Below are 24,450 nucleotides of genomic sequence, written 5' to 3' on the forward strand. Positions count from 1 at the left end.
TCAGGTGAAACTTTCTGACACATCCCCTCGTCTGTCTGGCATGATCGGACCAGCCACGCCGTCGCGTGTCCCTGAGCCCGGACGGAGCCAGAACCAGTGGGCGTAATCATCCTCGAAGGCGTGCTGTTCGTCGCGGCAATCGTGGCGTTCGCCGCCTTTTTGCTGTGGGGCATCAAGGCGTTCACCCCGCTCGGCACCCGGTTGAGGCAGGCGGACAACCGCCGGCTGATCGACCAGCATGCCGCTCTCACCTGTCCCATCCACGGATGGCAGGCGCCGGATTCCCTCGTGCGGCTCCCCAGCGGAGAGCCGCTCTGTTCAAAGTGCTATCAGGAGACTCTTTATGGGCAGCTCGATCGGTGAACGCCTCTCGCAGATGGGGGCCAACCTGCCCTCCAGCGGCGGCGGCGGCGCCAGGAAGGCGGTCCTTGCAGTCGCGATCGTCGGCGCGCTCATCTTCCTCGCCAGCAGCAGCACGTCGTACATCTCCCCGGGCCACGTCGGCATCGTGATCCACCGCGCCGGCGGCGGCGTGGATCGCACGCCCCTCGGCCCCGGCATCCACCTCCGCAACCCGCTCCTCACGTCCATCGAGGAGTACCCGACGTTCATGCAGACGCTGGTCCTGACGCGCGGGAACGCGGAGGGCTCGCCCAACAACGACGAGATCAACGTCAACTCGAAGGAAGGCCAGCCGCTGTCGGTGGACGTATCCATGTCGTTCGAGCTCGACCCGGCGCGCGTGCCGCAGCTTTACCAGACGTTCCGCACCGACATCGCGACGATCCAGCACGGCTACGTGAAGCAGACCATCCGCCAGGCGTTGCAGGAGGTGATCGGCAGTGAGCAGATCGCCGACATCATCGGCCCCAAGAAGGCCGAGGCGGTGGGCCGTGCGCAGACGCTGATCGCACAGCGGCTGCAGCCCTACGGCATCGAGGTGAAGCAGTTCACGCTCAACGAACTGCGCGCCCCGGAGACGGTCATGTCGGCCATCAACACCAAGAACGTGATGCAGCAGCAGGCACTCACGGCACAGAACGAGCTCCAGAAGAACACCTTCCAGGCACAGGGTGACAGCATCAAGGCGGTGGGCCGCGCCAAGGCGATCCTGGCCGAGGCCCAGGCGCAGGCGCAGGCCAACGAGCTGCTCGCCAAGAGCATCTCCGGCAGCCTGGTGCAGTATGAGATGGCGAAGAAGTGGAACGGCGTGATGCCGCAGGTGAGCAGCTCGGCGATCCCGATGATCCAGATGCCGGGGCAGGCCAAGCCGTAGCGCGTGCCGTGGCTCGTCCCGCCGGCGCCCGGCATCGGCTGCGTGATCGGTCAGCAGGGGTCGTCACGGTGAGACAAAGTCCGTGGCGACCCCTGTGCGCGTCCCGGCGCCACTGCCTAAGCTTCACCACGGCGACGCCCTGCAGGCCGCAGGGCTCGATCCCATTCACGACCCACACGAGACCGCACCATGAGCATCTTCAGCCGTCTGAAGGACAAGCTGTTCGGCGCCAAGCCCGCCGAGGCAGCGCCCGCCCCGGCCCCTGCCGCCGCGCCGGCCGCCGCCGCACCCGCACCGGATGCGCCGGCGCCGGTGATCCCGCTCCTCGACGTGGAGGCGGTGCTGACCTTCATGGCCTCGCAGGACTCGCGCAAGCTCAACTGGCAGACGTCCATCGTCGACCTCATGAAGCTCCTCGGCATGGACAGCAGCCTGTCGGAGCGCAAGGAGCTGGCGACGGAGCTGGGCTACACCGGTGACATGCACGACTCCGCGTCGATGAACATCTGGCTGCACAAGGAAGTGATGCGCCAGTTCGCCGCGAATGGCGGCAAGGTTCCCGCCTCGATGACCGACTGACCCACCGCCGACGTCCCTTGCGGAGCACAGTCATCCGCTCGAGGCAGAAGATCGCTTCGAGCGGATTCTCGTCTCCCCCTTCGCCCTTCCGCCTGTCACGATGCCTGCACATCCCGCCCTGATCATCACGGTCGCGGCCAGTCTCGGCATCGCCTTCGTCTTCGGACTGGTCGCGGCGCGCCTGCGGCTGCCGCCGATCGTCGGCTACCTGCTGGCGGGCATCGCGGTCGGGCCGTTCACGCCGGGCTACGTGGTCAACAGCGGCATGATCTCGCAGGCCGCCGAGCTGGGCGTGATCCTGCTGATGTTCGGCGTGGGGCTGCACTTCTCGTTCCGCGACCTGATGGCGGTGCGGCGGGTGGTGGTGCCCGGCGCCCTGCTCCAGATCCTCGTCACCGGCAGCATCGGCACCGCGATCGGCAAGGGCTGGGGGCTGAGCTGGGGCGGCGCACTGGCGCTCGGCATCTCGCTCGCCGTCGCGAGCACGGTGGTGCTGCTGAAGGGCCTCGAGGCGCAGGACCGGCTCGACTCGCCTGACGGTCGCATCGCGGTGGGCTGGCTGGTGGTGGAAGACCTGGCGATGGTGCTGGTGCTGGTGCTGCTGCCGGCGGTGGCCCCGATGCTGGGCGGGCATGCGGCCAGCGCGGGAACGGCGTCGCTGGGCATGGCGCTCGGCATGGCGGTGCTGAAGGTCGGCGCGTTCGCCGCGTTGATGGCGGTGGTGGGACGACGCGCCGTGCCATGGCTGCTGGAGCACGTCGCTCGCCTGGGCTCACGCGAGCTGTTCACGCTGGCGGTGCTCGCGACCGCACTCGGCATCGCGTCGCTGGCCGCCGAGGTGTTCGGCGTGTCGCTGGCACTCGGGGCGTTCTTCGCCGGCGCCGTGGTGAGCGAGTCGGAGCTCAGCCATCGCGCGGCGACCGACGCGTTGCCGCTGCAGGACGCGTTCGCGGTGCTGTTCTTCCTCTCGGTGGGGATCCTGTTCGACCCCTCGGTGGTGCGGGATTCGCCGCTCGCGGTGCTGGCGCTGGTGGCGGTGATCGTCTGCGGCAAGTCGGTGACGTCGTACCTGCTGATGCGCGCGCTGGGCCAGTCCAGTCGCTCGGCGCTGATCATCGGCGGTGGGCTGGCGCAGATCGGCGAGTTCTCGTTCATCGTGGCGGGGCTCGGTGTGTCGCTCGGCCTGTTCGGCCGCGACATGCAGGCGCTGATCATCGTCGCCGCGATGATCGCGATCACGGTGAACCAGCCGTTGCTCTCGGCGGTGCGGCGGCTGCAGGAATGGCTGGACGACCGGACGGCGCGCGCCGCGATGCCGCATGCCGCGGAGGTGCACGTGGGCGGTACCGCCACGCTCAAGGTCCCGCAGACGGCGCGGGCGACCAGGGCGCCGATGGCCGAGGTGGAGGATCCGTTCGATTTCTCGAAGTTCCATGACCACGTGGTGGTGGTGGGGCACGGACGCGTCGGCGCCACGATCACCGAGGCGCTGCAGCGCGATGCGGCGCGGTACGTGATCGTGGAGGCGCAGGAGCGGGTGGTGGCGGGATTGCGGGCGCGGGGGGAGCGGGCCGTGTACGGTGATGCGACCCGCCCCGACGTGCTGCTGCGCGCCGGCATCGAGCACGCGAAGCTGGTGGTGGTGACGGCGCCGGAACCGATCCGCGCCCGCCGCGCGGTGGAGGTGGCCCGCGAGCTGAACCCGAAGATCACCGTCGGCGTCCGCACGCACAGCGCGGTGGAGCAGGCCTTCTTCGAGGACCTGCTGCAGGCGCCCGGTGCGACCGGCCGGGCCGTGTACGCCGAGCGGGAGGCCGCGCTGAGCCTGGCACATTTCACGCTGCAGGCGCTGGGCCGGAGCGATGACGAGGCGGACGTCGTGGTCGAGTCGATGCGCAACCATGCCACGCGGCCCACCGAGACGTTCGCGGCGCTGGCCACGCGGGAGTTCCGGGCGATGATGGCACCAGACCCGAATCACCCGGAGCAGAAGGCGCCCTGAGCCGGGGCCGGGCGGGGCGGTGCCGGCTCGGGTGACCCCGCTTCATCGTGGGTTCACACCCCGGCGCTTATCCTGCGGTCATGCGCCTCCTGCTCGTCGAGGATGATCCCGAACTCTCCCGGACCGCCGCCGAGTACCTGCGGCGGACGGGGTTCTCCGTGGATGCCGTGCTCGACGGGGCTGGAGCGATGCGGATGCTGCGGATGAACGCGTACGACGCGGTGGTGCTGGACATCCGCCTGCCCGATGCTGACGGGTTCGACATCTGCCGGCAACTCCGGAGCATGGGCTCCGAGGCGCGCGTGCTGATGGCCACGGCGCGCGACGCGGTGGAGGACCGGGTGCTCGGGCTGGACATCGGCGCCGACGACTACCTCGTGAAGCCGTATGCGATGGCCGAGCTCGCGGCACGCATCCGCGCCCTGCTGCGGCGACCGGCACAAGCGATGGGCACCGTGCTCACCGTTGCCGACCTGGAGCTCGACGTCGCCACCCGCACCGCGCGCCGCGGCGACCGCGTGATCGCGCTCACCACCAAGGAGTTCGGGGTGCTGGAGGTGCTGATGCGGAACGCCGGCGCCGTGCTGACCCGCGAAGCCATCAGCGCCAGCGCCTGGGACGACAACTACGACCCGTTCAGCAACGTGATCGACGTGTACATCGGCCGGCTGCGACGGAAGATCGACGGGGTCGACGAGGAGCCGCTGGTGGTGACGGTGCGGGGCGCGGGCTACCGCATCGGCAGCGCGGCCCCCGACGCGCGGCCTCGCGCATGACGCCGGCCGCGCAGAGCACGCTGTCGATCCGCGCGCGGCTGGCCCTCTGGTACGCCGGCTCGGCGCTGGTGCTGTTCCTGGTCTTCGCCATCACGCTGCGCGGCACCGTCCGCGCCACGCTGCGGCGCGAGTTCACGTCGGGGATCACCAGCTCCGCGAGTGCCATCCAGTCGTTCTACCGCATCGAGCAGATCGAGTATGGCGACGTGCCCGCGACCATCACGCACATCGCGAACGAGGTGGTGTTTCCCGATCGCATCGTGGAGTTCCTGAAGCCGGACGGCACGCTCGCGTTCCGCGTGGGACGCGACCCGGCGCTGCCGCCTGCGGCCGGCGACTCCTCACGTACGTTGGTCGCCCCGCTGCGGCGCGTGGAGCTGCCACTCGACCCGGCCTCGGCGCCGGGCTGGAGACTGCGCGTCTTCGCCAGCGCCGCGCCGCTCGAGCGCTCGCTGGGCCGAATCGATTCCTGGATGCTGTTCGGGATTCCGCTCGGCGTGCTGCTGGCCGGGGCGACCGGCTGGTGGCTGGCGGGCCGCACCCTGCGACCGGTCGGGGCCATGGCCGAGGCGGCGACACGGATGGCCTCTGATCGCCGCGACCGCCTGGACCGTGCGCCGCAGCGCCTGCCCATCGACAACCCGTCGGACGAACTGGGCCGGCTGGGACTGCGCTTCAACGCCCTGCTCGACGAGGTGGACGGCCTGCTCTCGCAGCAGCGCCGCTTCCTGGCCGATGCCGCGCACGAGTTGCGCACCCCCGTGGCGCGCATGCTCGGCACGGTGGACCTCTCGCTCCTCGACTCCACCGACGCCCCCACGCAGCACGAGGCGCTGGTGCGGGTGCGCCGCGACCTCGATCGCACGGCGCGCCTCGTCGACGAGCTGCTGCAGCTGGCCCGCGCCGATGCCGCGGGCATCGTGCACCCGGAGCCGGCGTACCTCGACGACATCGTGATGGACGCCGTGCACGTCTTCCAGCCGCTGGCAGAGACGCTTGGGGTGCGACTCCTGTTCTCCACCCTCGAGGAGGCGCCGGTGCGGATCGACCGTGTGCAGGTGGACCGGCTGGTCGGCATCCTGCTGGACAACGCGATCCGCTACACGAAGGCGCCGGGCGACGTGACGGTGAGCGTGAGCCGGACGCCGGGCGCGGTGGAGCTGGCGGTGTCCGATACCGGCATCGGCATCCCGCCGGCGGAGCGCGCGCGGATCTTCGAGCGCTTCTATCGCGGGGCCGGCGCGCGCGCGATGTCGCCGGAAGGCAGCGGGCTCGGCCTCGCAATCGCGGACTGGATCGCACGTGCACATGGCGCGGTGCTCGAACTCCAGTCGGTCGAGTCGGGGGGGACCAAGGCGGTGGTGACGTTCCGGACGGCGGAACCGGCGGCGGCACGGGTCGCCAGCGCTGGTCACGCGCCAACGGTATCAGCAGTGAGGCCCTAGTAGTGGACCGGAAACGACGTTCGGTGTGCCGTCGGCCGCCGTGACATCCTGCCGCCTGTGTGGGACATCCTCGCCCCGACGGAGAGGCGCCACGACACCCGGCATGCTATCCCAGCTGCATTTCCAGTCCACCAGTTCATCGCAGGTTCACGACCCCCCCGTACACTGCACGCATGCGCTCCCCGCTCCCCCATGTCCGGACACGCGCCGGCCATGTCGCAACCTCGCTCCTCCTCCTCGGCCTCACGCTCGCGCCGGCGGCGCGCGCGCAGTCGGTGGCGTCGACGGCACCACGCGCCTTTTCGCTCGACGACGCGGCCTCGCTGGCACGGCGCAACCATCCGCTGCTGAGTGCGGCGGGTGGGCGGCGTCGCGCGGTGACGGGTGCAGCCCGGCAGGAAGCGGCGCTGCCGAATCCCACGCTCGAGTGGCGCAAGGAGAACCTGAACAGTCCGCTGCAGCGTGACGAGTTCGTCACGGCGGCGCTGCCGGTGGACCTGTACGGGCGGCGCCTCGCGCTCCGCTCGGCGAGCTCGGCGGCAGCACAGCGTGCCACCTCCGATTCCTCCGGGACGGCGCGGCAGGTGGAGTTCGATGTGGCTCGCGCCTACTGGCGCGCCGCGCTGGCGGTCGCGCTCCACGGCGCGGCCGTCTCGCAGCGTCAGGCGGTGGACACGATCGCCCGGATCGAGGGTGATCGTGCGCGGCAGGGTGCGGTGCCGGAAGGCGCGGCACTGCGTGCGCGGCTGGAGGCGGACCGTGCGCGCCTCGCGGAGGCGTCGGCCCGTGCCGAGATGACGCGGGCGCACGGTGACCTGGCGCGCGCCCTGGCCATGCCGACCGACAGCGTGCCGCTGCCCACCGATCCCGTGGCACCGGGCACCGCGATTCCGGTCGGCGCCCGGTCGGTCGCAGATCCACACGCGCTGATCACCTTCGCGAAGTCGCACCGTCCCGAGCTGCAGTCGGCGCGGTCGCGGCTCGAGGAGGTGAACCGTCGCCAGCTCGCCGAGCGTCTTGGCACCTTCCCCGCACTGGGCGTGCAGGTGGGCACGAAGCGCACCTCCGGATACCAGACGGGCACGGTGGCCGTGGGCATCGCGGTGCCGTTGTTCGACCGCAACGGTGGCAGCCGGCAGCGTGCGCGCGGCGACGTGCTGGTGGCGGAAGGGGAGCTGCGTTCGATCGAGATGGCCATCGAGGCCGACGTGACGAGTGCGTTGCGCGCGTACGAACTCCTGGCGCGCGAGTATGCCGCGACGGCGGCGGCCACGACGGCCGGCGGCGACTTCGATGCCCGCGGTCGCACGGTGGCCGACATCGCCGTGGCCGCGTGGCGTGAGGGCGCGATCGCCCTGTTCGAGCTGCTGGACGCCGAGCGGTTGCACGGCGACGTGCGCAGTGCCGCGCTGCGGGCTGCGGCGGATGTGCGCCTGGCGCGCCTGGACCTGGCGCGCGCGCTGGGCATTGCCGCCACCGATCCTCTTCCCACCGAGACGGCACGATGACGACGAACATGATGCGGCACCCGGGCGGGATGGCGCGGATGGCGCTGCACACGACGCTGCTGCTGCTGCCGGTGGTGACGGCGGCGTGTGGCGGTGATGCGGCGAAGGCGCCGGCGGCCGCTGCGGCGGCGCCGGCCCCGGTGGCTCCGCGCGACACGGCCTGGCTCGATGCGGCGTCGCTCGGGGTCGGCGGGTTCACCACCACGGCCGTGGAGCGCGTGGCCTGGCGCGATGCCTGGCAGCTGCCGGGGCGCCTGGTGCTCGACCCAACGCAGACGCAGCCGCTCGGCTCGATCGTGGAGGGGCGGGTGACGGCGGTGTTCGTGCAGGCGGGTGACCGGGTGCGCCGCGGCCAGATCCTGGTGACGATCCACAGCCACGAGCTGACCGACGCGCGGAATGCGCTGGCGCAGGCCCGTGCCGGGCGTGCCGAGGCGGACAATGCGTCGCAACTGGCGGCCACGGCCGCCGCGCGCAGCGAGCGCCTGTTCGCGGCGCGGGCTGGATCGCAGGCGGACCTGGAGCGCGCGCGCGCCGCACTGGCGGCCGCGCAGGAAGGCCAGCGGCGCGCGGCATCGGAGTACAGCCGCGCCAGCGAGATGGTGGACCACCTGCACCCGGCCGGACCGTCGCGCAGCGGCGTGGATCCGGAGGACGTGATCGTGCGTGCCCCGTTCGACGGTGTGGTGATGGATCGTCATGCGGAGCCTGGGAGCGTGGTGCTGCCGGGGGCGCCGCTGGTGACGGTGAGCAAGGCGGCCGCGCTGCTGCTGGAGCTGCGCGTCCCGGAGGCGGCGCTGAGTGCGGCGAAGGTGGGCTCGGCGGTGCAGTTCGGGGTGCCGGCGTTCCCCGGTCGTGCGTTCACGGCGCGGATCACGCGCGTGTCGCCGGTGCTCGACTCGCTGACGCGCACGGCCGAGGTGTTCGCGGCGGTGGACAGCCGCAGTGGTGAGCTGCGGGCGGCGATGTCGGCGGCGGCGGAGTTGTTCGGGCTGGCGCGGGACAGCGTGCTGGCGGTGCCGGCGGCCGCCGTGCAGGACTTCGAGGGTGACACGGTGGTCGTGACCGGCGTGAAGCGCAGCGGCGGCATGCTGCTGGAGGCGATGCGCGTGCGGGTCGGGCGGCGCGCGGGCGGCATGGCCGAGGTGCGCAGCGGGATCGCGGCGGGTGCGCTGGTGATCGGTGAGGGTGCGTCGATCGCGCGCGCCGAGATCCTCCGGCAGCGTGATGCGCGTGCGGCCGAGGGCGCGCCGGAGTGAAGGGGCTCGTCAACTATGCGCTGACCCGCCCGCTGGCGATCGGCATCTTCCTCGTGATGCTGGTGGCGGCCGGGGTCTACTCGCTGCTGCGCGTGCCGTTCGATGCGTTCCCCGACCTGACCGGGACGCGCGTGGACGTGGTGACGGTGGCGCCCGGCCTGGCGCCCGAGGAAGTCGAGCAGCTCGTGACGTACCAGCTCGAGTCGTCGCTGATGGGCCTTCCCGGCGTGACCGGGGTGCGCTCGGTGTCGAAGTCCGGGCTGTCGATGATCACGGTGCCGTTCCCGGATGGCACCGATGTGTACTTCGCGCGCACGCTGGTGCAGCAGCGGCTGGCCGAGGCGAAGGGTGGGTTGCCGGCCGGGCTGGAGCCGCAGATGGGTCCCGTCTCGACGCCGATGGGTGAGCTGTACCAGTACACCGTCACCAGCGACTCGATGTCGCTGACCGAGTTGAAGGCGCTGCACGACTACACGATCCGTCCGCGCCTGCGCACGGTGCCGGGCGTGAGCGACGTGAACTCGTGGGGTGGCACCATCGAGCAGGTGCAGGTGGAGGTGGATCCGGCGCGGCTCGCCGCGCGGGGGCTGGTGCTGGCCGACGTGCATCGGGCGCTGGCCGCCAACAACCTGTCGTTCGGCGGCGCCTACGTGGAGCAGTCGGGCACGCGCTACTCGGTGCGCGGCGTGGGGCGCATCACGGACACCAGCCAGATCGAGCACGTCGCGATCGCGGCACCGGGCGGCGTGCCGGTGCGCATCGGTGACGTGGCCGTCGTGAAGCAGGGCGCCATGCCGCGCTTCGGGGCGGTGACGCAGGACGGGAAGGGCGAGGTCGTGACGGGCATGGTGCTGAAGCTGCAGGGCACCGACTCGCGGATGGTGATCGACGGCGTGACGAAGCGCCTGGACGAGGTGCGGGCGGCGCTGCCGAAGCACGTGAAGATCACGCCGTTCTACGACCAGACCGAGCTGGTGAACCGCACGCGCAACACGATCATCAAGAACCTGATCGAGGGTGGCCTGCTGGTCAGCCTGGTGCTGTTCGTGTTCCTCCGCAACATCCGCGCGTCGCTGATCGTGGCGTCGGTGATCCCGCTGTCGATGCTGGTCGCGTTCAGCGGGATGTTCCTGTTCGGCTACTCGGCGAACCTGATGTCGCTGGGGGCGCTGGACTTCGGGCTGATCGTGGACGGCGCGATCGTGATGGTGGAGAACTTCGTGCACCGGCTGGAGAAGCCGCGCCGCGAGGGCAGTGGCCCGGTGGCGCAGCAACGGCTGGCGCTGTTCCGCGACGCGGCGGTGGAGGTGGGCCGCCCTGTGCTCTTCGGCATCGGCATCATCGTGGCGGTCTACATCCCGATCTTCACGCTGGAAGGGATGGAAGGCCGGATGTTCAAGCCGATGGCGTTCACGGTGGTCTGCGCCGTGCTCGGCTCGCTGCTGCTGGCGCTCACGTACGTGCCGGCGGCGTCGCTGGCGCTGCTGCAGCACTCGCATGCCGCGCCGAGCAAGGTGGAGGAGCGGCTGCGCGACCGGTATCGCCGGCTGCTGGAGTGGACGCTGCGCCATGGCACGCCGATTGTGCTCGGCGCCGTGGTGCTGGTGGTGATCTCGACGTGGTCGCTGACGCGCATCGGCAGCGAGTTCATGCCGAAGCTGGACGAGGGGTCGATCCTGATCAACACGCGGCGCACGCCGAGCGTGTCGCTGGCCGACGCGACGAAGCTGTCCACGCAGGCCGAGCGGATCGTGCGGCGCTTTCCCGAGGTGCTGACGGTGGTGACGAAGGAAGGCCGCCCGGACCTCGCCACGGAGGCGATGGGGCTGTACGAGGGCGACCTCTACGTGATCCTCAAGCCGCACGAGGAGTGGGTGAGTGCGGAGAGCCCCGAGGAGCTGGTGGCGAAGTTCGACTCGGCGCTGCGGGTGGTGCCCGGGCTGTGGGTGTCGTTCACGCAGCCGCTGGCGATGCGACTGGATGAGGCGGAGAGTGGCATCCGAACGGACCTTGGCATCAAGGTGGTGGGGCCGGACCTGGCGAAGAACCAGCAGCTCGCCTCGCGCATCCGTGGCGTGGTGGCGTCGGTGCAGGGCAGCGCCGACGTGGCGGTGGAGGTGAGCGAGGGCACCGGGCAGGTGCGGGTGACGGTGCGTCGCGAGGCGCTGGCGCAGTACGGGCTGTCGGTGGAGGACGTGCGGGACGCGGTGAACCTGGCGCTGGGCTCCGAGGTGGCGACCGAGATCGTGAAGGGGCCGCGACGGATCAGTGTCGCGGTGCGGTTCCCCGATGCGCAGCGCAACGACCTGACGGAACTGTCGCGCCTGACGGTGCGGGCGCCGGGCGGGGCACTGGTGCCGTTGTCGTCGGTGGCCGACGTGGAGCCGGGCACGGGCCCGGAACTGATCGGGCACGAGGATGCGCAGCGGCGCACGCTGGTGCTGTCGAACGTGCGCGGGCGTGACCTGGGCGGCTTCGTGGAGGAGGTGCGGCGGCGCGTGGCGAGCGAGGTGGTGATGCCGGCCGGGACGTTCCTGGAGTGGGGCGGCCAGTACGAGAACCAGCAGCGCGCGATGTCGCGCCTGACGCTGGTGGTGCCGGTGGCGCTGGCGCTGATCGTGGCGCTGCTCTACGCCTCGTTCCGGTCCACCTGGCAGACGGCGCTGGTGCTGACGAACGTGCCGTTCGCGCTGGTGGGCGGTGTGGCGATGCTCTGGATGCGCGGGCTGAACCTGAGCCTGTCGGCGAGCGTCGGCTTCATCGCGCTCTTTGGCATCGCAGTGCTGAACGGCGTGGTGCTGATCAGCCACATCAACGCGCTGCGCGCCGAGGGGATGAAGGTTGACGAGGCGGTGCGGCAGGGGGCGGCGGACCGGTTGCGGCCGGTGATCATGACCGCGCTGGTGGCGAGCCTGGGCTTCGTGCCGATGGCCCTGAGCACGTCGCCGGGCAGCGAGGTGCAGCGTCCGCTGGCGTCCGTGGTGATCGGCGGGCTGGTGACGAGCACGGCGCTGACGCTGTTCGTGCTGCCGCTGCTCTATCGCGCGCTGGCGACGTGGCGGGATCGTGGGCGGGCGATGAATGGCCGCGCCGCGCCACCGGTGGTGCCGGACCTGCAGGCGGCGGGGTGAGGGGTCGTGCGACGGGTGCGTTCACGCTCCGTGTCCCGTTGAACCGGGCGCTCGGAAGACAATGACTCGATGACAATGACTCAGAGTCGTTTGCGTCGGAATGATGAGAATGACTCAGAGTCGTTTGCATCGGAATCATGAGAATGACTCAGAGTCGTTTGCATCATTTCCACGCACCACTCACGGCGTCGACACCACCCGCGCCTTCACCACGGCCCAGGTCGGACACTGCGGCGACGGACCACGCTGCGGCGCCGTCTCCGCGCTCGGCAGCGTGTCGGACACCGCGACGACCTCCAGGTCGAAGATCAGCTCCGACTTCGGTGGGATCACCGGTGGACGGCCCGATTCGCCGTACGCGAGCGGATACGGAATGAACAACCGCCGCTGCCCGCCCACCTTCATCCCGTCGAAACCCAGGTCCCAGCCGGCGATCACGCGGCGGAACCCGAGCGGGAAGCCGATGGGGGTGCGCGGCTGGCCGTTGGGCATGGTGTCGCGGGACGAATCGAACTTCGTGCCGTTGGTCAGCCACCCGGTGTAGTGCACGTACACACACTGCTTCGGCAGGACCGGGGCACCGGTGCCGGGCTGCGCCTCGATGTACTTCAGGGCGAGCACGACCTGCTCCGGCCCCGAGAGCGGCGGAATGGGCGAGGCCATCGGCGCGACGGCCGGCGCCGGCGACGGAACGCGACAGGCGGCCAGCGCCACGCCGGCGACGAACAGGAGGGGAACACGCATGCGGCCAACGTAGGGACGCGCGGCAGGGGCGTCCATCCCGCGGGCCGCTTCCCGATCACTCCCGCGCCCGCCACGTTGCGGACATCGGCGCGCCAGCCGCGGCGACGCACCCAGACACCGCGGCCGCACCCGCCACATCACGCCACCGATGCCCGCTGCCCCCGTCGCCACGCTCGCCAGGCTTGGCCCCCGCCCCGCCCCAGCACGCCGCCTCGTCTGCTTCCCGTACGCCGGCGGCGGCGTGGCCGTCTACGGCCAGTGGTGGCGTGCGTTGCCGGACGACGTGGAGGTGATCGGCGTCCAGCTCCCGGGGCGAGAGGCGCGATTGAGTGAGGCACCGCTGGATTCGATCGACGGGATGGCCGGCGCGGCACTGCCGGCCGTTGCCGCGCTGGGCGACCTGCCCTTCGCCTTCTTCGGTCACAGCATGGGTGCCCTGATCGCGTTCGAACTCACGCTGGCCCTCGAGGCGGCGGGCGGTGCCGCGCCGGAGCGGCTCTTCGTGTCGTCGCGGCGCGCGCCGGACGAACGCGACACGCACCTGCCGGTCCACACGCTCCCCGACGCCGCGTTCCTCGATGCCATCCAGGCGCGCTTCGCGGCCATCCCCGACGCCGTGCGCAACGAGCCGGAACTGCTCGAGCTGGTGCTGCCCACGCTGCGTGCCGACATCCGCGCCGTCGAGACGTACGCACCGGAGCGCGGGCGCCGTGTGTACTGCCCGGTGCGCGCCTACGGCGGGGCATCGGACACGCACCCGCGGCCGTCGCAGCTGGCTGGGTGGCAGCGCGCCGCACTGCAGCCGCTGAGCGTGCGCACCTTCGACGGCGACCACTTCTACCTGACCCCGCAGCGCACGCCACTGCTGGCCGACCTGGTCGCCCACTGGCCCCGCACCACCGGTGCAGGCTGCCGCTGACTCCACCCTCCGTGCCCGGGCCACCCGGAATGGAATGAGCCGGCACCGGCCGGTGTCGAATGTGCGGACCGACCGGTCCCACTCCCACACCGCTCACTTCCTTGTCACGGGGCCCGATATGTCGAACGTTCGCCTGCTCGCCACTGCCGGTGTGGTGCTCGCCGCCACGCTGGTGCACGCTGCACCGTCGCACGCCCAGCAGGGGCCACCGCCCGCTGCCTCCGCCCGTCGCGCTGCGCCGCCGGCCGACCGCCGCGGTCCGCCCACCATCGACGAGCGCGTGCAGCGCATGACGACCGATCTCGGCCTGACGCCGGACCAGGCCACGCGCGTCCGCGGGGTGCTCACCGCCCAGCAGCGCACCATGGATTCCATCCTCGCACGCCGCACCGCCGAGCGCGACGCTGAACGGGCGGCGATGGAGGCGATGCGCACGAGCACGCAGAAGTCGGTGTCGGCCATCCTGACGCCCGAGCAGCGCACGAAGCACGACGCGATGCGGGCGCGCATGGAGGGTGGCGGGCCCCGGATGCGTGGCGCGCGTGGGATGCGCGATGGTCGCGGGATGCGCGGGGGCGACGCCCGTGGCCCGCGCCCGGACGGTGACGTTCGCCGTGGCCCGCCCGACGACGAGCGCGGCACCAACCGCAACCGCTGACCCATGGTGCGGCAGCCCGGCGCAGTGGGCCGGGCTGCTACACTCCCCGTGATCGATACCGACAATGATGCCGACCTGGTCGCGCGCGCCCGGCGGGGTGACGACGACGCCTTCCGGCGCCTGGTGGAACGGCACCAGGCCGCGGTCGCGCGCACGGTCTTCGGGATGCTCGGCGCCGGCGACGATGCCGATGACGCGGGCCAGGAGACCTTCGTGCGCTTTCACCAGGCGCTCGACAGCTTCCGCGGCGACAGCTCGGTGCGCACCTACCTGGTGCGGATCGCGATGAGCGTGTCGCTGAACGCGCTGCGCAGCCGCACGCGCCGCGAGACCCGCTTCGTCAGCGACGACACGGCGATCGAGCACGCCGTCGACGAAACCACCGGCGCGGCGATGCCCGACGGCGACACGGCGGAGCGCATCCGGTTGGCACTCGATGCCCTCAGCGAGGAACATCGTGCGGTGGTGGTGCTCCGCCTGCTCGAGGAACGCAGCACCCGCGAGACGGCGGAGATCCTCGAGGTGCCGGAAGGCACCGTGCTCTCCAGGTTGTCGCGTGCAGTCCGGCAGTTGCGGGTGACGCTGGGTCCCGTGTGGGAGGAGTTCACCGAATGACGACAGACGAGATGAACGGACTGCCCCCCGACCATGCCGGGGAGGCCGGGCGCGAGGTGGAGCGCACCGGTCGCCTCCTGCGCAGCGCCACGCCGGAGCCGGCCTTCCGTGACGGGTTTGCCGACCGCACCATGGCACGCCTCGCCGCATCGCGTGCCGCGGCCTCGGTCACGGTCGCCCCGACCCCCCCGTCGCTGCTGCGCGCGTACGCCATCCAGCGGAACTTCCGCCTGCTCGCGGCCGCCGCGACGCTCGCGATCGTGGCCCTCGGCGTGCACAACACCGTCGTTGCCCGCTCCGACGATGCGAGCGTGCTCGACGCGGCAATCGGCCTGGAGCCCGTCTCCGCGGTCTCGGTGCTCACCTACCCTTCGGACCTCCTGCCATGACGAGCCGCACATGAGCCAATCCGTTCGCGCCTGGCTGCTGCTGGGCGTCACGCTCTGCCTCGGCATCGCCCTCGGGCTGCTGGGTGGCGGTGCACTGCAGGAGCGGCGCCTGGCGCGTGTGAACGACCTGCGCCGTCCCGGTGGCTTCATCGAGCACGCGCGCTCGGTGATCCGTCCCACCAGCGACTCGCAATGGACGGCGATCCGACCGCACATCGAGGAGACGGCGCGCCGGAACGCCGACATGCGCCGTGCCCACGACAGCGCGATGCGGGTGGCGCTGGACACGCTCCGGGCACGCCTCGCCCCGATGCTGGACGCGGCACAGCGTGAACGCTTCGCGCGATTCGTACCCGGCCCGCGCGGTGGCCCGTTCGCACGCCCCGGGGGCCGGGGGCCGCGCCGCGCGCCACAGGACGACGCCCCGCCGCCACCCGACGGACCGCCCTTGCCGCGCTGACGCCGCCACGATCGGGTGCCGGCGTCAGCGCAGTGCCTACTGCCGCACCATCCGCGCCAGTTCGGACTCCGCCGTCAGGTAGCCGAAGCTGGGCCACTGCGAGCGCACGGCCGTGATCCGCGACAACAGCGCCTCCGCCTGCGGGCGCCGGCCGTTGTAGAGGTGCCAGTTCGCCACGCCATACGCGGTGGTCACGTCCTCGAGGTTGCCCTCGGGGCCGAAGTTCTTCAGCAGGTCGGCCTCGGTCAGCTCGCCCTTGTAGAGCAGCAGCAGGCGGTGGTACGCCCCGTTCTCGATCACGTCCATCGACGCCGTGATCGGCTGCAGCACCGCCGCCGCCTCGTCGTCTCGATGCAGGCGGCGCAGCGCCATGTACAGCCAGTGGCTGGTGGCCACCAGCATGTCGTTGTTGCCGCGTGACGCGGCGACATCCTCGCGATACAGCGGCAGCGCCTTGTCGAACTGCCCGCTGAGGTAGTACGCGAGGCCGAGGTGATAGCGGATGTTTCCCTGCAGCGTGCTGGTGGGGATGTTGCGCGCATTGGGCTGGCCATCGGGCTCCACCTCGTCGGGCCTGCCTTTCGTGAGTGCATACGCGCGCTCGAAATCGGCGATGGCCCTCGGGAGCTGGCGGGTGGTGAGGTAGCGATGGCCGCGATGCCGGTAGAGGCGCGCGTCGGCGGGGTGCGACGTGAGGCCGCGGGTGTAGATGTCGATGGCCTCGTTGAAGCGGCCGAGGTACGCCGTGCGGCGGCCGAGCCAGATGATGGAGTCGGCGTCGGCCGGCGTGTGGTCGTACGCGCGGCGCGCGACAGCGAGCTGGGCCTCCATCCGCTCACGGGTCGCTCCCTGCGGTTCGGGCCTGAGGAGAGGCTGGCCGGTGAGCGAGGTGGCCTCGACGACGCCTGGCGTCGTGACGGGACTGCGCCCCGGGACCTGCGCTCCGGCGGTCGCCGGCCCGAGGGTCACGAGGGCGGTGCAGGCTGATGCGCACGCGGCTGAGAGGAGGGAGCGCGGGAGAGGCATGGCTGAACCCGGTGGCCGGAGGGTGATGAAGGTGCCGGGTGCGTGGTTTGGCCCGAGACCGGCGCGCGTGAATCGAAGCCCGGTGCACACCGGCGGTCAACGCCAGCCCCCCACGGGAAACCAGCGGTCCGCGTTAGTGTACTGATGTCACGACGCAGGCAGGCCCCGCCGTGCCGGCTGGCGGCCTCTGCGCCATTCCACCCGCGCAACGCCCTCCCGTCATGCGAGTCACCGCCCCGAAGGTCCGCGTCTTCCTGCCGGTCTTCGCGGCCGTCTTCCTCACCGACTGCGCCAGCAAGCGGGTGGCGGTGGAACAGCTCGCGCCGGCGTACGTGCCGCACGAGGTGCTGGGCGACTTCCTGCGCTTCACGCTCGCCTTCAACGTGCGCGCTGCGATGGGACTGTCGGCGGGTGCCGCGTCGCGGTGGATCCTCGCCCTCATCGCCACGGCGATGGTCGTGTCGGTACTGGTCTGGCTGGTGCGCACCCGCACCGATGACCGGATGCTGCTCAGTGGCCTGGCACTGGTGGCGGGTGGCGCGCTCGGCAACCTGGTGGACCGGCTGCGGTGGGACCGCGGCGTGGTGGATTTCATCGACGTCGGCCTGGGCGACCTGCGGTTCTACATCTTCAACGTCGCCGACATGGCGATCACCATCGGTGCCGTGCTGCTCTGGTTCGCGATGAAGCACGCCGAGCAGTCACCCGATGGCGCGGCAGGCGCCGGCACGCCGGCGGGGACGTGACTCGCGGCGCGGTGCGCCGTGCGGTGGTGCTCTCGCTTGGCGCGCTGTCACTGTCGGCCTGTGTGCTGCGCCCGACGCTGACCGACACATTCGGCTTCAAGCCGAAGCAGATGAAGCGCGGACGCGCCGCACCCAGCGAGTGGGGCTGGGACGCCGCCAGCCTCGACACGATCGCGCGACTGGATTCGGCCGGCGGCCTGCTGGCGTGGTGGGGCGCCGCGCCGACTGATTCCGCGCCATGCGGCGGTGCGCTGCTGCTGCACGGCAAGGGCCGCAACCGTGCGGAGATGATGCCGCTGGGGAAGGCGCTGCAGGCGAAGGGGTTCTCGGTGCTGATCCCCGACTATCGCGGGTACGGCGGCACGGAGGGCACACCGACGACGGTGGGGCTGTACGACGATGCCGGCCTGGCGTACCGCAGCCTGCGCACGCGCCTCTCCGACAGCACGCTGCCGATCGTGGTGGTGGGTCACTCACTCGGCACGGCGCTCGCTGCGCGGGTGTCGCGCGACTACCGGCCGGCGGCCACGGTGTACATGTCACCGTTCGCGCGCATCTCGTCCGCGGTGCGGTCGCGATTCGGTGCGATCGGTCCGCGCCTGTTCGACACCACGGCGTTCGCCTTCAATCCGCTGGATGACGCCGCGCAGGCCGGCGGACGGACGATGGTGGTGGTGGCGGGACGCGACCTGCTGATCCCGCGCTCCGAGAGCGATGCCTTCATCGCCGGGCTTGGGCTCACGGCCGTGGTGCGCGACCCGAAGGCCACGCACAACGGGCTGCTGGACTCGGAGCTGGCCATCGCCGTCGTGGCCGACTCGATGGAGCGATGGTCGGGGTGTGCAGCGCGGCGTTCCGGCATGTGAGCCGCCGCACTCGCGGCGTCAGTTCGTCGCGCCGGCCACCGACGGTTCGCGCTCCGAGCCGCGTCGCGCGAGCGCCCGTGCCGCGCGACGGATGGCGAGCATCATGCCGGTGACCACCAGCACCACCGAGGCCAGCGTGACGAGGCCGGCGATGGTCTGGCCGAACACCCCGAGCACCTCACCGGTGTGGGTGAAGCGCAGGATGCCACGGGCCTGGCGTCCGGCGGTGAGGCTGTCGAATGGCTCGAACCTGGCGACGGCGCCGGTCGCCGATGCCACCTGCACGGTGGCCCGGTGCTGGGGCTGTCCACCAGTGCCACGGTCGAGGGTCACGCCGATGGTCTTCGCCCCCGGCTTGGGCACCTGCACGGTGATGGAGAGGTAGTCTGCCATCAGTGGCTGCGCCGTGGCGATGGCCGCGTCGAGCGAGGTGTGCCGCGTCGCGCTGTCGCCACCGCTGACTGTGGCGGCTGCGCCGGCGGCACCGGCCATCCGGCCCCCCGCCACCCTGCCTTCGCCCTGACCAGCGCCCTGCGCGGCACCACCTGCGCCCTGCCCTGCCTGGCCACCGCCGGCACCGGCTTGCGCTCCTGCTCCCGGCGGCCCTCCCGGCCCGCCGCGCGGCGGCGGGGTCTCGCCTACGGCCTTGTAGACGAGGTCACTCGCCCAGGGATAGCTGATCACGGCGCCCGAGGCGACGATCGCGATCAGCGGCAGGGCGCTCCAGATGCCGAGCACGTTGTGCCAGTTGAAGTCGCGCGCCTTGCCGCGCAGTCCGGAACGGAACCAGAGCACGGCGCGCACACGAACCCAGGTGATGGTCTTCGGTAGCCAGAGCACCATGCCGGTGAGCACGATCAGGAGGAAGAGCAGGTTGGCGGCGTCATTGGCCGACTTGAAGAGGGTGCGGTTCTCGCCCTTGCCGGCGAGCCAGCGGTGCCACTCCTCCATGGCGCCGAAGAAGTCGCGGGCGGCGGTGCTTCCGGCGCCGAGTACCCGGCCGGAGGCGGGATCCAGATAGAGGACGCCGTCGCGACCGAAGGCCGCCAGGACCGGCGCGGTGGGGTCCGCGGTGCGGGTGATGCTCCCCGGTGCGGTGCCGCCGTGGGCCGTCGTCGCGAGCACGACGAGCGAGTCGGTGCCGAGGAAGGTCGTGGCGCCGGCATCGACCGGATCCAGCGAGCGCATGTCTGCCCAGTGCGTCATCTGGCGCTCGTAGGTGAGCGCCACGCCGGTGACCGACATCACCACGATCAGGATGCCGGCCAGGACGCCGGCGACGAGGTGGGTCCAGAAGAGGATCGTGCGGAGCATGTGGTCGTGGAAGAGTGAGGTGCCGGGGCGGGTCGTGGTGCCCCCCTGCCCGAGCTACACGCCCGGGGCGGACGCCGTTGGCGCCGCGCGTGCACGCTCGGCGGGCTCTGCCGCGGACGTCGGGGCGGAGTCAGGCGCGACGGTAGATGATAACGGCTATCAACTAGCGCATGCAAAGATCGTCGGTCAATTACGATAAAGTCAATCGGCATTCACGGTGGGGGCGGAACGCACGCAGGCCCCGGCGGTCTGCCGAGGCCTGCGTGAGGAGATGTCGTGGTGCCGCGGGACGGCGTCGGATCGTGGCGGGTACCGCTAGGCGATCGGCTTCTTCCGCGGCAGGACGATCGGGGCGAGGCCGAGTGCCGACACCTTGGCGTTGAAGGCGGCGACGTCCCGGGCGAGGATTTCGTCGAGGCGTTTCGCGATGGGCGCCCACTGTGTGACCAGCTCCCCAGTGCGCAGTATCGCGCCAGTGGTCGGGCGCCCTTCCGGGCCGCCGTGGATGTAGCCGTTGGTGCCGGTGACGTTGGCGTAGGTCTCCGCGAGCTGGTTGTCGAGGCGTCCACCGAAGCGGAGCACGTCGTAGGCGACCTTGATGCGCGGCTCGGTCATCAGGCGTTCGAGGGAGTCGAGTCGCGTGTCGAGTGCGGTGGCGAGCGGAGCCAGTTCTGCCTGGAGCCCGGCGCGCGTCGCCTGTTCGAGGCTGGCGTGTGCCTGCGCCTTCACGGCCCTCATGGTCTCGAGGGATCTGTTCAGCGACTCGAGAGTGTCGCGTAGCTGTCGCGCCACCTGGAACTGTGATGCGTAGTCCGCGGCGGAAACATCCGTCAGCCGCGGATCCGCCAGCACACGGAACCGGTGCGCTTGGGTCGTGGTGCCACTGAGCCGGACCTCGTAGTCGCCCGGGACGGCGCGGATGCCGCCAGTGTAGCCCCAGAGCACCTGGTCAGGTGCCATCAGCGGGCCTGGCCACGTCAGGTCCCAGGTGACCGCGTGGGTGCCTGACTTCACAGGGAGCACCGGCTGCTGCCGACGGCGGCTTTCGGTGGTGTCAGTGGTGAGCGTCCGCACCACTTCTCCGGCTGCCGTTCGCACCTCGAGCGTGTAGGGAACGGTCACACTGTCGCGAAGGTGCAGGTGGAACACGGCCCCGCCCGGTGGTGCGTCCAGCGGCGTTTCGCGGCCCCCGGCCCCGCCGCCCTGGCCCTTGTCGGCTCGTACCACGTCGCGCGGACGGAAGAGGTGCATCGCCCCGGTGGGCCGCGTTTCGGCCAGCTGCTGCAGCGGCGTCAGGTCGTCCAGGATCCAGAGCGACCGCCCCTGCGTCCCGACCACGAGGTCGTTCTCGTGCCACTGCAGGTCGCTGATCGGGACCTGCGGGAGGTTCCGCTGGAGCGACTGCCAGCGACCACCGTTGTCGGTGGAGAACCAGATCCCGAACTCGGTGCCGGCGAAGAGCAGGCCTGGCCGGACGTGATCCTCGCGCACCACGCGCACGGGATGGTCGGCGGGGATGCCGTTCGTGCCGTCGGCGATCCGCGTCCAGGTGCGCCCGTAGTCGTCGGTGCGCCAGGCGTACGGCGCGAAGTCGTCCAGGCGGAACCGGTGTGCCGCGACGTACGCCCGGCCGGCCTGGTGCCGCGACACGTCGATCCGGTTCACGGTCGTGTACTTCGGCATCCCGGGCGGCGTGACGTCAGTCCAGGTGGTGCCGCCGTCGCGGGTGAGGTGCACCCGGCCGTCGTCGCTGCCGGTCCAGAGCACCTTGCCGTCCTTCGGGTCCTCGCCGAGGGCGAAGATGGTGTTGAACATCTCCACGCCGGTCTGGTCGCCGTTGATCGGGCCGCCGGCCATGCCCTGCGTGGCCTTGTCGTTGGTGGTGAGGTCGGGGCTGATGACGGTCCAGGACATGCCGCCGTCGCGCGAGCGGTGCACCACCTGCGAGGCGTGGTAGACGGTGTTCGGGTCGTGCCGCGACACCAGGATCGGCGCCACCCACTGGAAGCGGTACTTCATGTCCGACGCCTTCTGCCCCACCTGCTGCTGGGGGTAGGCGATCACGTCGCGGCGCAGGTCGCGCTTCGGCTCGTAGCGGTTGATCGCACCGCCGTAACACCCGCCGTAGATCACCTCGGGGTGGTCGGGGTGCAGCGCCACCGGACCGGTCTCGCAGCCGCCGGCGTTCATCCACGCGTTCATCGGGTGCAGCGTGTTCGCATCCAGCCACGCCGGCACGGAGATCGACGTGTTGTCCTGCTGCGCCGTGTACACGCGATACGGGAAGGCGTTGTCCACCACCACATCGTACAGCTCGGCCGTGGGCATGAGGTTCATGCTGCTCCACGACTTCGCACCGTTGAGCGAGACCACCGACCCGCCGTCGTCGCCGAGCACCATCAGGCGCGGGTTGGCCGGGTTGATCCAGAGGTCGTGCGTGTCACCGTGCGGGACGGCCACGCCTTCGAACGTCTTTCCGCCGTCCACGCTGCGGTGCATCTGCACGCTCATCACGTACATCAGGTTCTCGTTCACGGGATCGGCGACGAGCCGGTAGAAGTACCACGCCCGCTGCCGGATCTTGTTCTCCGCGTTCACGCGGGTCCACGAGGTGCCGCCATCGTCGCTGCGGAAGAGGCCCCCCGCCGGTTCTGCCTCGACCAGCGCCCAGATGCGATCGGGATTGGCGGGGGAGATGGCGAGACCGACCTTGCCGACGATGCCGGTGGGCAGGCCGCCGGCGAGCTTCGTCCAGGTGTCGCCGCCATCGGTGCTGCGGTACACGCCACCCTCCGGCCCACCCGAGATCATCGTCCACGGCTTGCGCTCGGCGCGCCACATGCCCGCGTACAGGATGCGCGGGTTGCGCGGGTGCATGACCAGGTCGCTGGCACCGGTGGAGTCGTTCAGGAAGAGCACCTGCTGCCAGGTGGTGCCGCCATCCTTGCTGCGGTAGATGCCGCGCTCGCGGTTCTTTCCGAACGGGTGTCCGAGTGCGGAGGCGTAAACCAGGTCCGGGTTGGTGGGGTGGACCACCGTGCGGCCGATGGCACCCGTCTCACGCAGGCCGGTGAAGCTCCACGTCTTTCCCGCGTCGGTGGACTTCCACATGCCGCGGCCGGTGGAGGTGTTGCCGCGGATGTCCTGCGATCCCGTGCCGACGTAGATCACGTTCGGGTCGGAGTCAGCGACGTCGATGGAGCCGATGGCGCCGCCGAAGTAGCGGTCGGCGATGGGCTGCCAGCTCTGGCCGGCGTCCTCGGTGCGCCAGACGCCGCCGCCGGTGCTGCCGGAGTAGAAGAGGAATGGCTGTGCCGCCACGCCGGCCACGGCGGTGGAGCGGCCACCGCGGAAGGGTCCGATCGAGCGGTACCGCATCGACGCGAGGAGGGTGGTGTCGATGGTGGCGGCGGCAGCGGGCGCGGCGCTGGTCCGCGGGCGCTGGGCGACGGCGGGGGCGGCTGCCACGAGGGCGAGCGCGAGGGCGTGCAGGACGCGCGGGCGACGGAATGCGTGCATGAGCCGGACCGGTGGGGAGTGGCGCTGTCGTGCCGGGGGGTGAGACCCGAACCCTGAGCATACGCGGGCGCGGCGCGGTCTGCTGCCCCGTGTGGCGGCGTGGCTCGGCGTGGCAGCTTGCGGCGCCGCGGTGCGCACGAGATGCTGCACGGGTACCGTTCCGTCGCCGCCACCGATCCGGGAGCCCCAGATGCGCCGCCTTCGCCTGCTTGCCGTGACCTGCGCCGTCGTTCCGCTGCTTGCCATCGCCCCGACCGACCTTCGTGCACAGGACACGGCTGCCGCTGCGGCGCCGGCTGCGAAGAAGCCGCCGAAGGGGCGTGCGAACCTCATCACCGAGGAGGAGATCGCGGCGGGGGGCACGTTCCAGAACGCGATGGAGGTCGTGCAGCGGCTGCGGCCGGCGATGCTGCGGGTGCGCTCCGGTTCGATGAGCAGCGGGTCGGGGATGAGCAGCATGGACGTGGGGTCCAACGAGCTCTCGGTCTACCTCGACAACCAGCGGCTGGGCGGCGCGGATGCACTGAAGGAGATCATGCTGTCGCAGTTCCGCGAGATCCGGTACCTGAGTGCGAACGATGCGACGACGTTGTTCGGCACAGGGCACCAGGCGGGGGCGATCCAGGTGGTGGGGCGGCGCTGAGGTGGGTGCCGCTGCGTGTCGGCGCTCCCTCGCGCGACACGCAGCCCACCGCCGACTCCCGTTCCGTCACGTCCACACGGGTGGCTTCTTGGGTTTCTGCGGTTCCGTGCCCGGCCCGCCCTTCCTGCAGAAGCGGGAGTCGAGGTCGTCGCCGCCGGTGTTCCAGGCCTTTCGCTCCACGTTGCAGACGGCTTCCCGCAGGCGCGTGTAGTCCTCGTCGAACCACAGGAACCACTCGTTGAGATCCTTCAGGTGGCGGCAGACCCGCGGCAGCGTGCAGGTGCTGTCGGGGTAGCCCACTCCGAGGACCTCGATAATGCCCTCGGCGAGCCGCTTCTTGCTCCAGCCGCTGCCGTTCCCGCCACCCTTGCCACCACCCTTGCCGCCACCCTTGCCGCCACCCTTGCCGCCACCCTTGCCACCACCCTTGCCCTTCTTCTCGCGCTGTGCCGCCTTCCTGGCGGATTTCTTCGCTGCCTTCCTGACGGACTTCTTCGCCGCCTTTCCGGCGGACTTCTTCTTTGCAGCCACGGGTTCTCCTGGCGTGGAATGAATGAGGCGTCTGGCCGCGCGAC

Annotated in this window: 22 protein-coding genes; 17 read left to right on the forward strand and 5 right to left on the reverse strand. The window is 71.0% G+C overall.

The features are described 5' to 3' along the window. The first annotated feature begins 96 nt into the window (after nucleotides 1–96). The 9 genes from IT355_05585 to IT355_05625 all read left to right on the forward strand — a co-directional run bounded on the left by IT355_05585 (nucleotide 97) and on the right by IT355_05625 (nucleotide 11,976). A complete protein-coding gene (locus IT355_05585) occupies nucleotides 97–363 on the forward strand; it encodes a hypothetical protein (GenBank protein MCC7052718.1) in 267 nt (88 codons plus the stop codon). Further along, entirely contained in the window at nucleotides 344–1,276 is a 933-nt protein-coding gene (locus tag IT355_05590) for a prohibitin family protein (GenBank protein ID MCC7052719.1), read from the forward strand. The genes IT355_05585 and IT355_05590 overlap by 20 nt, the downstream gene beginning before the upstream one ends. A 189-nt stretch (nucleotides 1,277–1,465) precedes the next feature. Beyond that, entirely contained in the window at nucleotides 1,466–1,855 is a 390-nt protein-coding gene (locus IT355_05595) for a DUF3597 domain-containing protein (protein MCC7052720.1), read from the forward strand. A gap of 100 nt (nucleotides 1,856–1,955) precedes the next feature. Next, nucleotides 1,956–3,857 (forward strand): cation:proton antiporter, encoded by a 1,902-nt coding sequence (locus IT355_05600; GenBank protein ID MCC7052721.1) that lies wholly within the window; start codon nucleotides 1,956–1,958, stop codon nucleotides 3,855–3,857. Between the two features lie 80 nt (nucleotides 3,858–3,937). Then, nucleotides 3,938–4,633, forward strand: a complete 696-nt coding sequence (locus IT355_05605) for a response regulator transcription factor (protein ID MCC7052722.1) — start codon at nucleotides 3,938–3,940, stop codon at nucleotides 4,631–4,633. After that, entirely contained in the window at nucleotides 4,630–6,078 is a 1,449-nt protein-coding gene (locus IT355_05610) for a HAMP domain-containing histidine kinase (GenBank protein MCC7052723.1), read from the forward strand. The genes IT355_05605 and IT355_05610 overlap by 4 nt, the downstream gene beginning before the upstream one ends. Before the next feature lie 173 nt (nucleotides 6,079–6,251). After that, on the forward strand, nucleotides 6,252–7,586 hold the full coding sequence (locus IT355_05615) for a TolC family protein (protein MCC7052724.1): 1,335 nt from the start codon (nucleotides 6,252–6,254) through the stop codon (nucleotides 7,584–7,586). After that, entirely contained in the window at nucleotides 7,583–8,845 is a 1,263-nt protein-coding gene (locus IT355_05620; GenBank protein ID MCC7052725.1) for an efflux RND transporter periplasmic adaptor subunit, read from the forward strand. The genes IT355_05615 and IT355_05620 overlap by 4 nt, the downstream gene beginning before the upstream one ends. Next, nucleotides 8,842–11,976, forward strand: a complete 3,135-nt coding sequence (locus IT355_05625; GenBank protein ID MCC7052726.1) for an efflux RND transporter permease subunit — start codon at nucleotides 8,842–8,844, stop codon at nucleotides 11,974–11,976. The genes IT355_05620 and IT355_05625 overlap by 4 nt, the downstream gene beginning before the upstream one ends. Before the next feature lie 180 nt (nucleotides 11,977–12,156). On the opposite strand, the gene IT355_05630 is transcribed toward IT355_05625, so the two are convergent. After that, nucleotides 12,157–12,639: an FKBP-type peptidyl-prolyl cis-trans isomerase gene (locus IT355_05630; GenBank protein MCC7052727.1), complete on the reverse strand. Its 483-nt coding sequence runs from the start codon at nucleotides 12,637–12,639 to the stop codon at nucleotides 12,157–12,159. Nucleotides 12,640–12,868: 229 nt separating this feature from the next. Between IT355_05630 and IT355_05635 the strand changes: the two genes are divergently transcribed. The 5 genes from IT355_05635 to IT355_05655 all read left to right on the forward strand — a co-directional run bounded on the left by IT355_05635 (nucleotide 12,869) and on the right by IT355_05655 (nucleotide 15,761). Then, nucleotides 12,869–13,639, forward strand: coding sequence for a thioesterase (locus tag IT355_05635; GenBank protein MCC7052728.1), 771 nt, complete (start codon nucleotides 12,869–12,871; stop codon nucleotides 13,637–13,639). 118 nt (nucleotides 13,640–13,757) lie between these two features. Further along, a complete protein-coding gene (locus IT355_05640; GenBank protein ID MCC7052729.1) occupies nucleotides 13,758–14,297 on the forward strand; it encodes a hypothetical protein in 540 nt (179 codons plus the stop codon). A 48-nt stretch (nucleotides 14,298–14,345) separates the two neighbouring features. Then, nucleotides 14,346–14,912 (forward strand): RNA polymerase sigma factor, encoded by a 567-nt coding sequence (locus IT355_05645; protein ID MCC7052730.1) that lies wholly within the window; start codon nucleotides 14,346–14,348, stop codon nucleotides 14,910–14,912. Beyond that, nucleotides 14,909–15,301, forward strand: coding sequence for a hypothetical protein (locus tag IT355_05650; protein MCC7052731.1), 393 nt, complete (start codon nucleotides 14,909–14,911; stop codon nucleotides 15,299–15,301). The genes IT355_05645 and IT355_05650 overlap by 4 nt, the downstream gene beginning before the upstream one ends. 10 nt (nucleotides 15,302–15,311) lie before the next feature. Continuing rightward, complete coding sequence (locus IT355_05655) at nucleotides 15,312–15,761, forward strand: hypothetical protein (protein MCC7052732.1); 450 nt, start codon at nucleotides 15,312–15,314, stop codon at nucleotides 15,759–15,761. Nucleotides 15,762–15,797: 36 nt separating this feature from the next. Here IT355_05655 and IT355_05660 read toward each other — a convergent pair whose 3' ends face one another. Next, nucleotides 15,798–16,787 (reverse strand): tetratricopeptide repeat protein, encoded by a 990-nt coding sequence (locus IT355_05660; GenBank protein MCC7052733.1) that lies wholly within the window; start codon nucleotides 16,785–16,787, stop codon nucleotides 15,798–15,800. A gap of 221 nt (nucleotides 16,788–17,008) precedes the next feature. Here IT355_05660 and lspA point away from each other — a divergent pair, with 221 nt between their 5' ends. After that, complete coding sequence (gene lspA / locus IT355_05665) at nucleotides 17,009–17,533, forward strand: signal peptidase II (protein ID MCC7052734.1); 525 nt, start codon at nucleotides 17,009–17,011, stop codon at nucleotides 17,531–17,533. Beyond that, nucleotides 17,530–18,399, forward strand: coding sequence for an alpha/beta fold hydrolase (locus IT355_05670; GenBank protein MCC7052735.1), 870 nt, complete (start codon nucleotides 17,530–17,532; stop codon nucleotides 18,397–18,399). The genes lspA and IT355_05670 overlap by 4 nt, the downstream gene beginning before the upstream one ends. Before the next feature lie 18 nt (nucleotides 18,400–18,417). Here the strand turns inward: IT355_05670 and IT355_05675 are convergent, their stop codons facing one another. After that, nucleotides 18,418–19,713 (reverse strand): PepSY domain-containing protein, encoded by a 1,296-nt coding sequence (locus tag IT355_05675; GenBank protein MCC7052736.1) that lies wholly within the window; start codon nucleotides 19,711–19,713, stop codon nucleotides 18,418–18,420. A 315-nt stretch (nucleotides 19,714–20,028) separates the two neighbouring features. After that, nucleotides 20,029–23,232 (reverse strand): glycosyl hydrolase, encoded by a 3,204-nt coding sequence (locus IT355_05680; protein MCC7052737.1) that lies wholly within the window; start codon nucleotides 23,230–23,232, stop codon nucleotides 20,029–20,031. A 190-nt stretch (nucleotides 23,233–23,422) separates the two neighbouring features. Between IT355_05680 and IT355_05685 the strand changes: the two genes are divergently transcribed. Further along, nucleotides 23,423–23,875, forward strand: a complete 453-nt coding sequence (locus IT355_05685; protein MCC7052738.1) for a hypothetical protein — start codon at nucleotides 23,423–23,425, stop codon at nucleotides 23,873–23,875. 66 nt (nucleotides 23,876–23,941) lie between these two features. Here IT355_05685 and IT355_05690 read toward each other — a convergent pair whose 3' ends face one another. Beyond that, nucleotides 23,942–24,406, reverse strand: a complete 465-nt coding sequence (locus IT355_05690; protein ID MCC7052739.1) for a hypothetical protein — start codon at nucleotides 24,404–24,406, stop codon at nucleotides 23,942–23,944. Nucleotides 24,407–24,450: the final 44 nt, after the last annotated feature.

The organism is Gemmatimonadaceae bacterium, assembly GCA_020851035.1.
Classification (GTDB): domain Bacteria; phylum Gemmatimonadota; class Gemmatimonadetes; order Gemmatimonadales; family Gemmatimonadaceae; genus JACMLX01.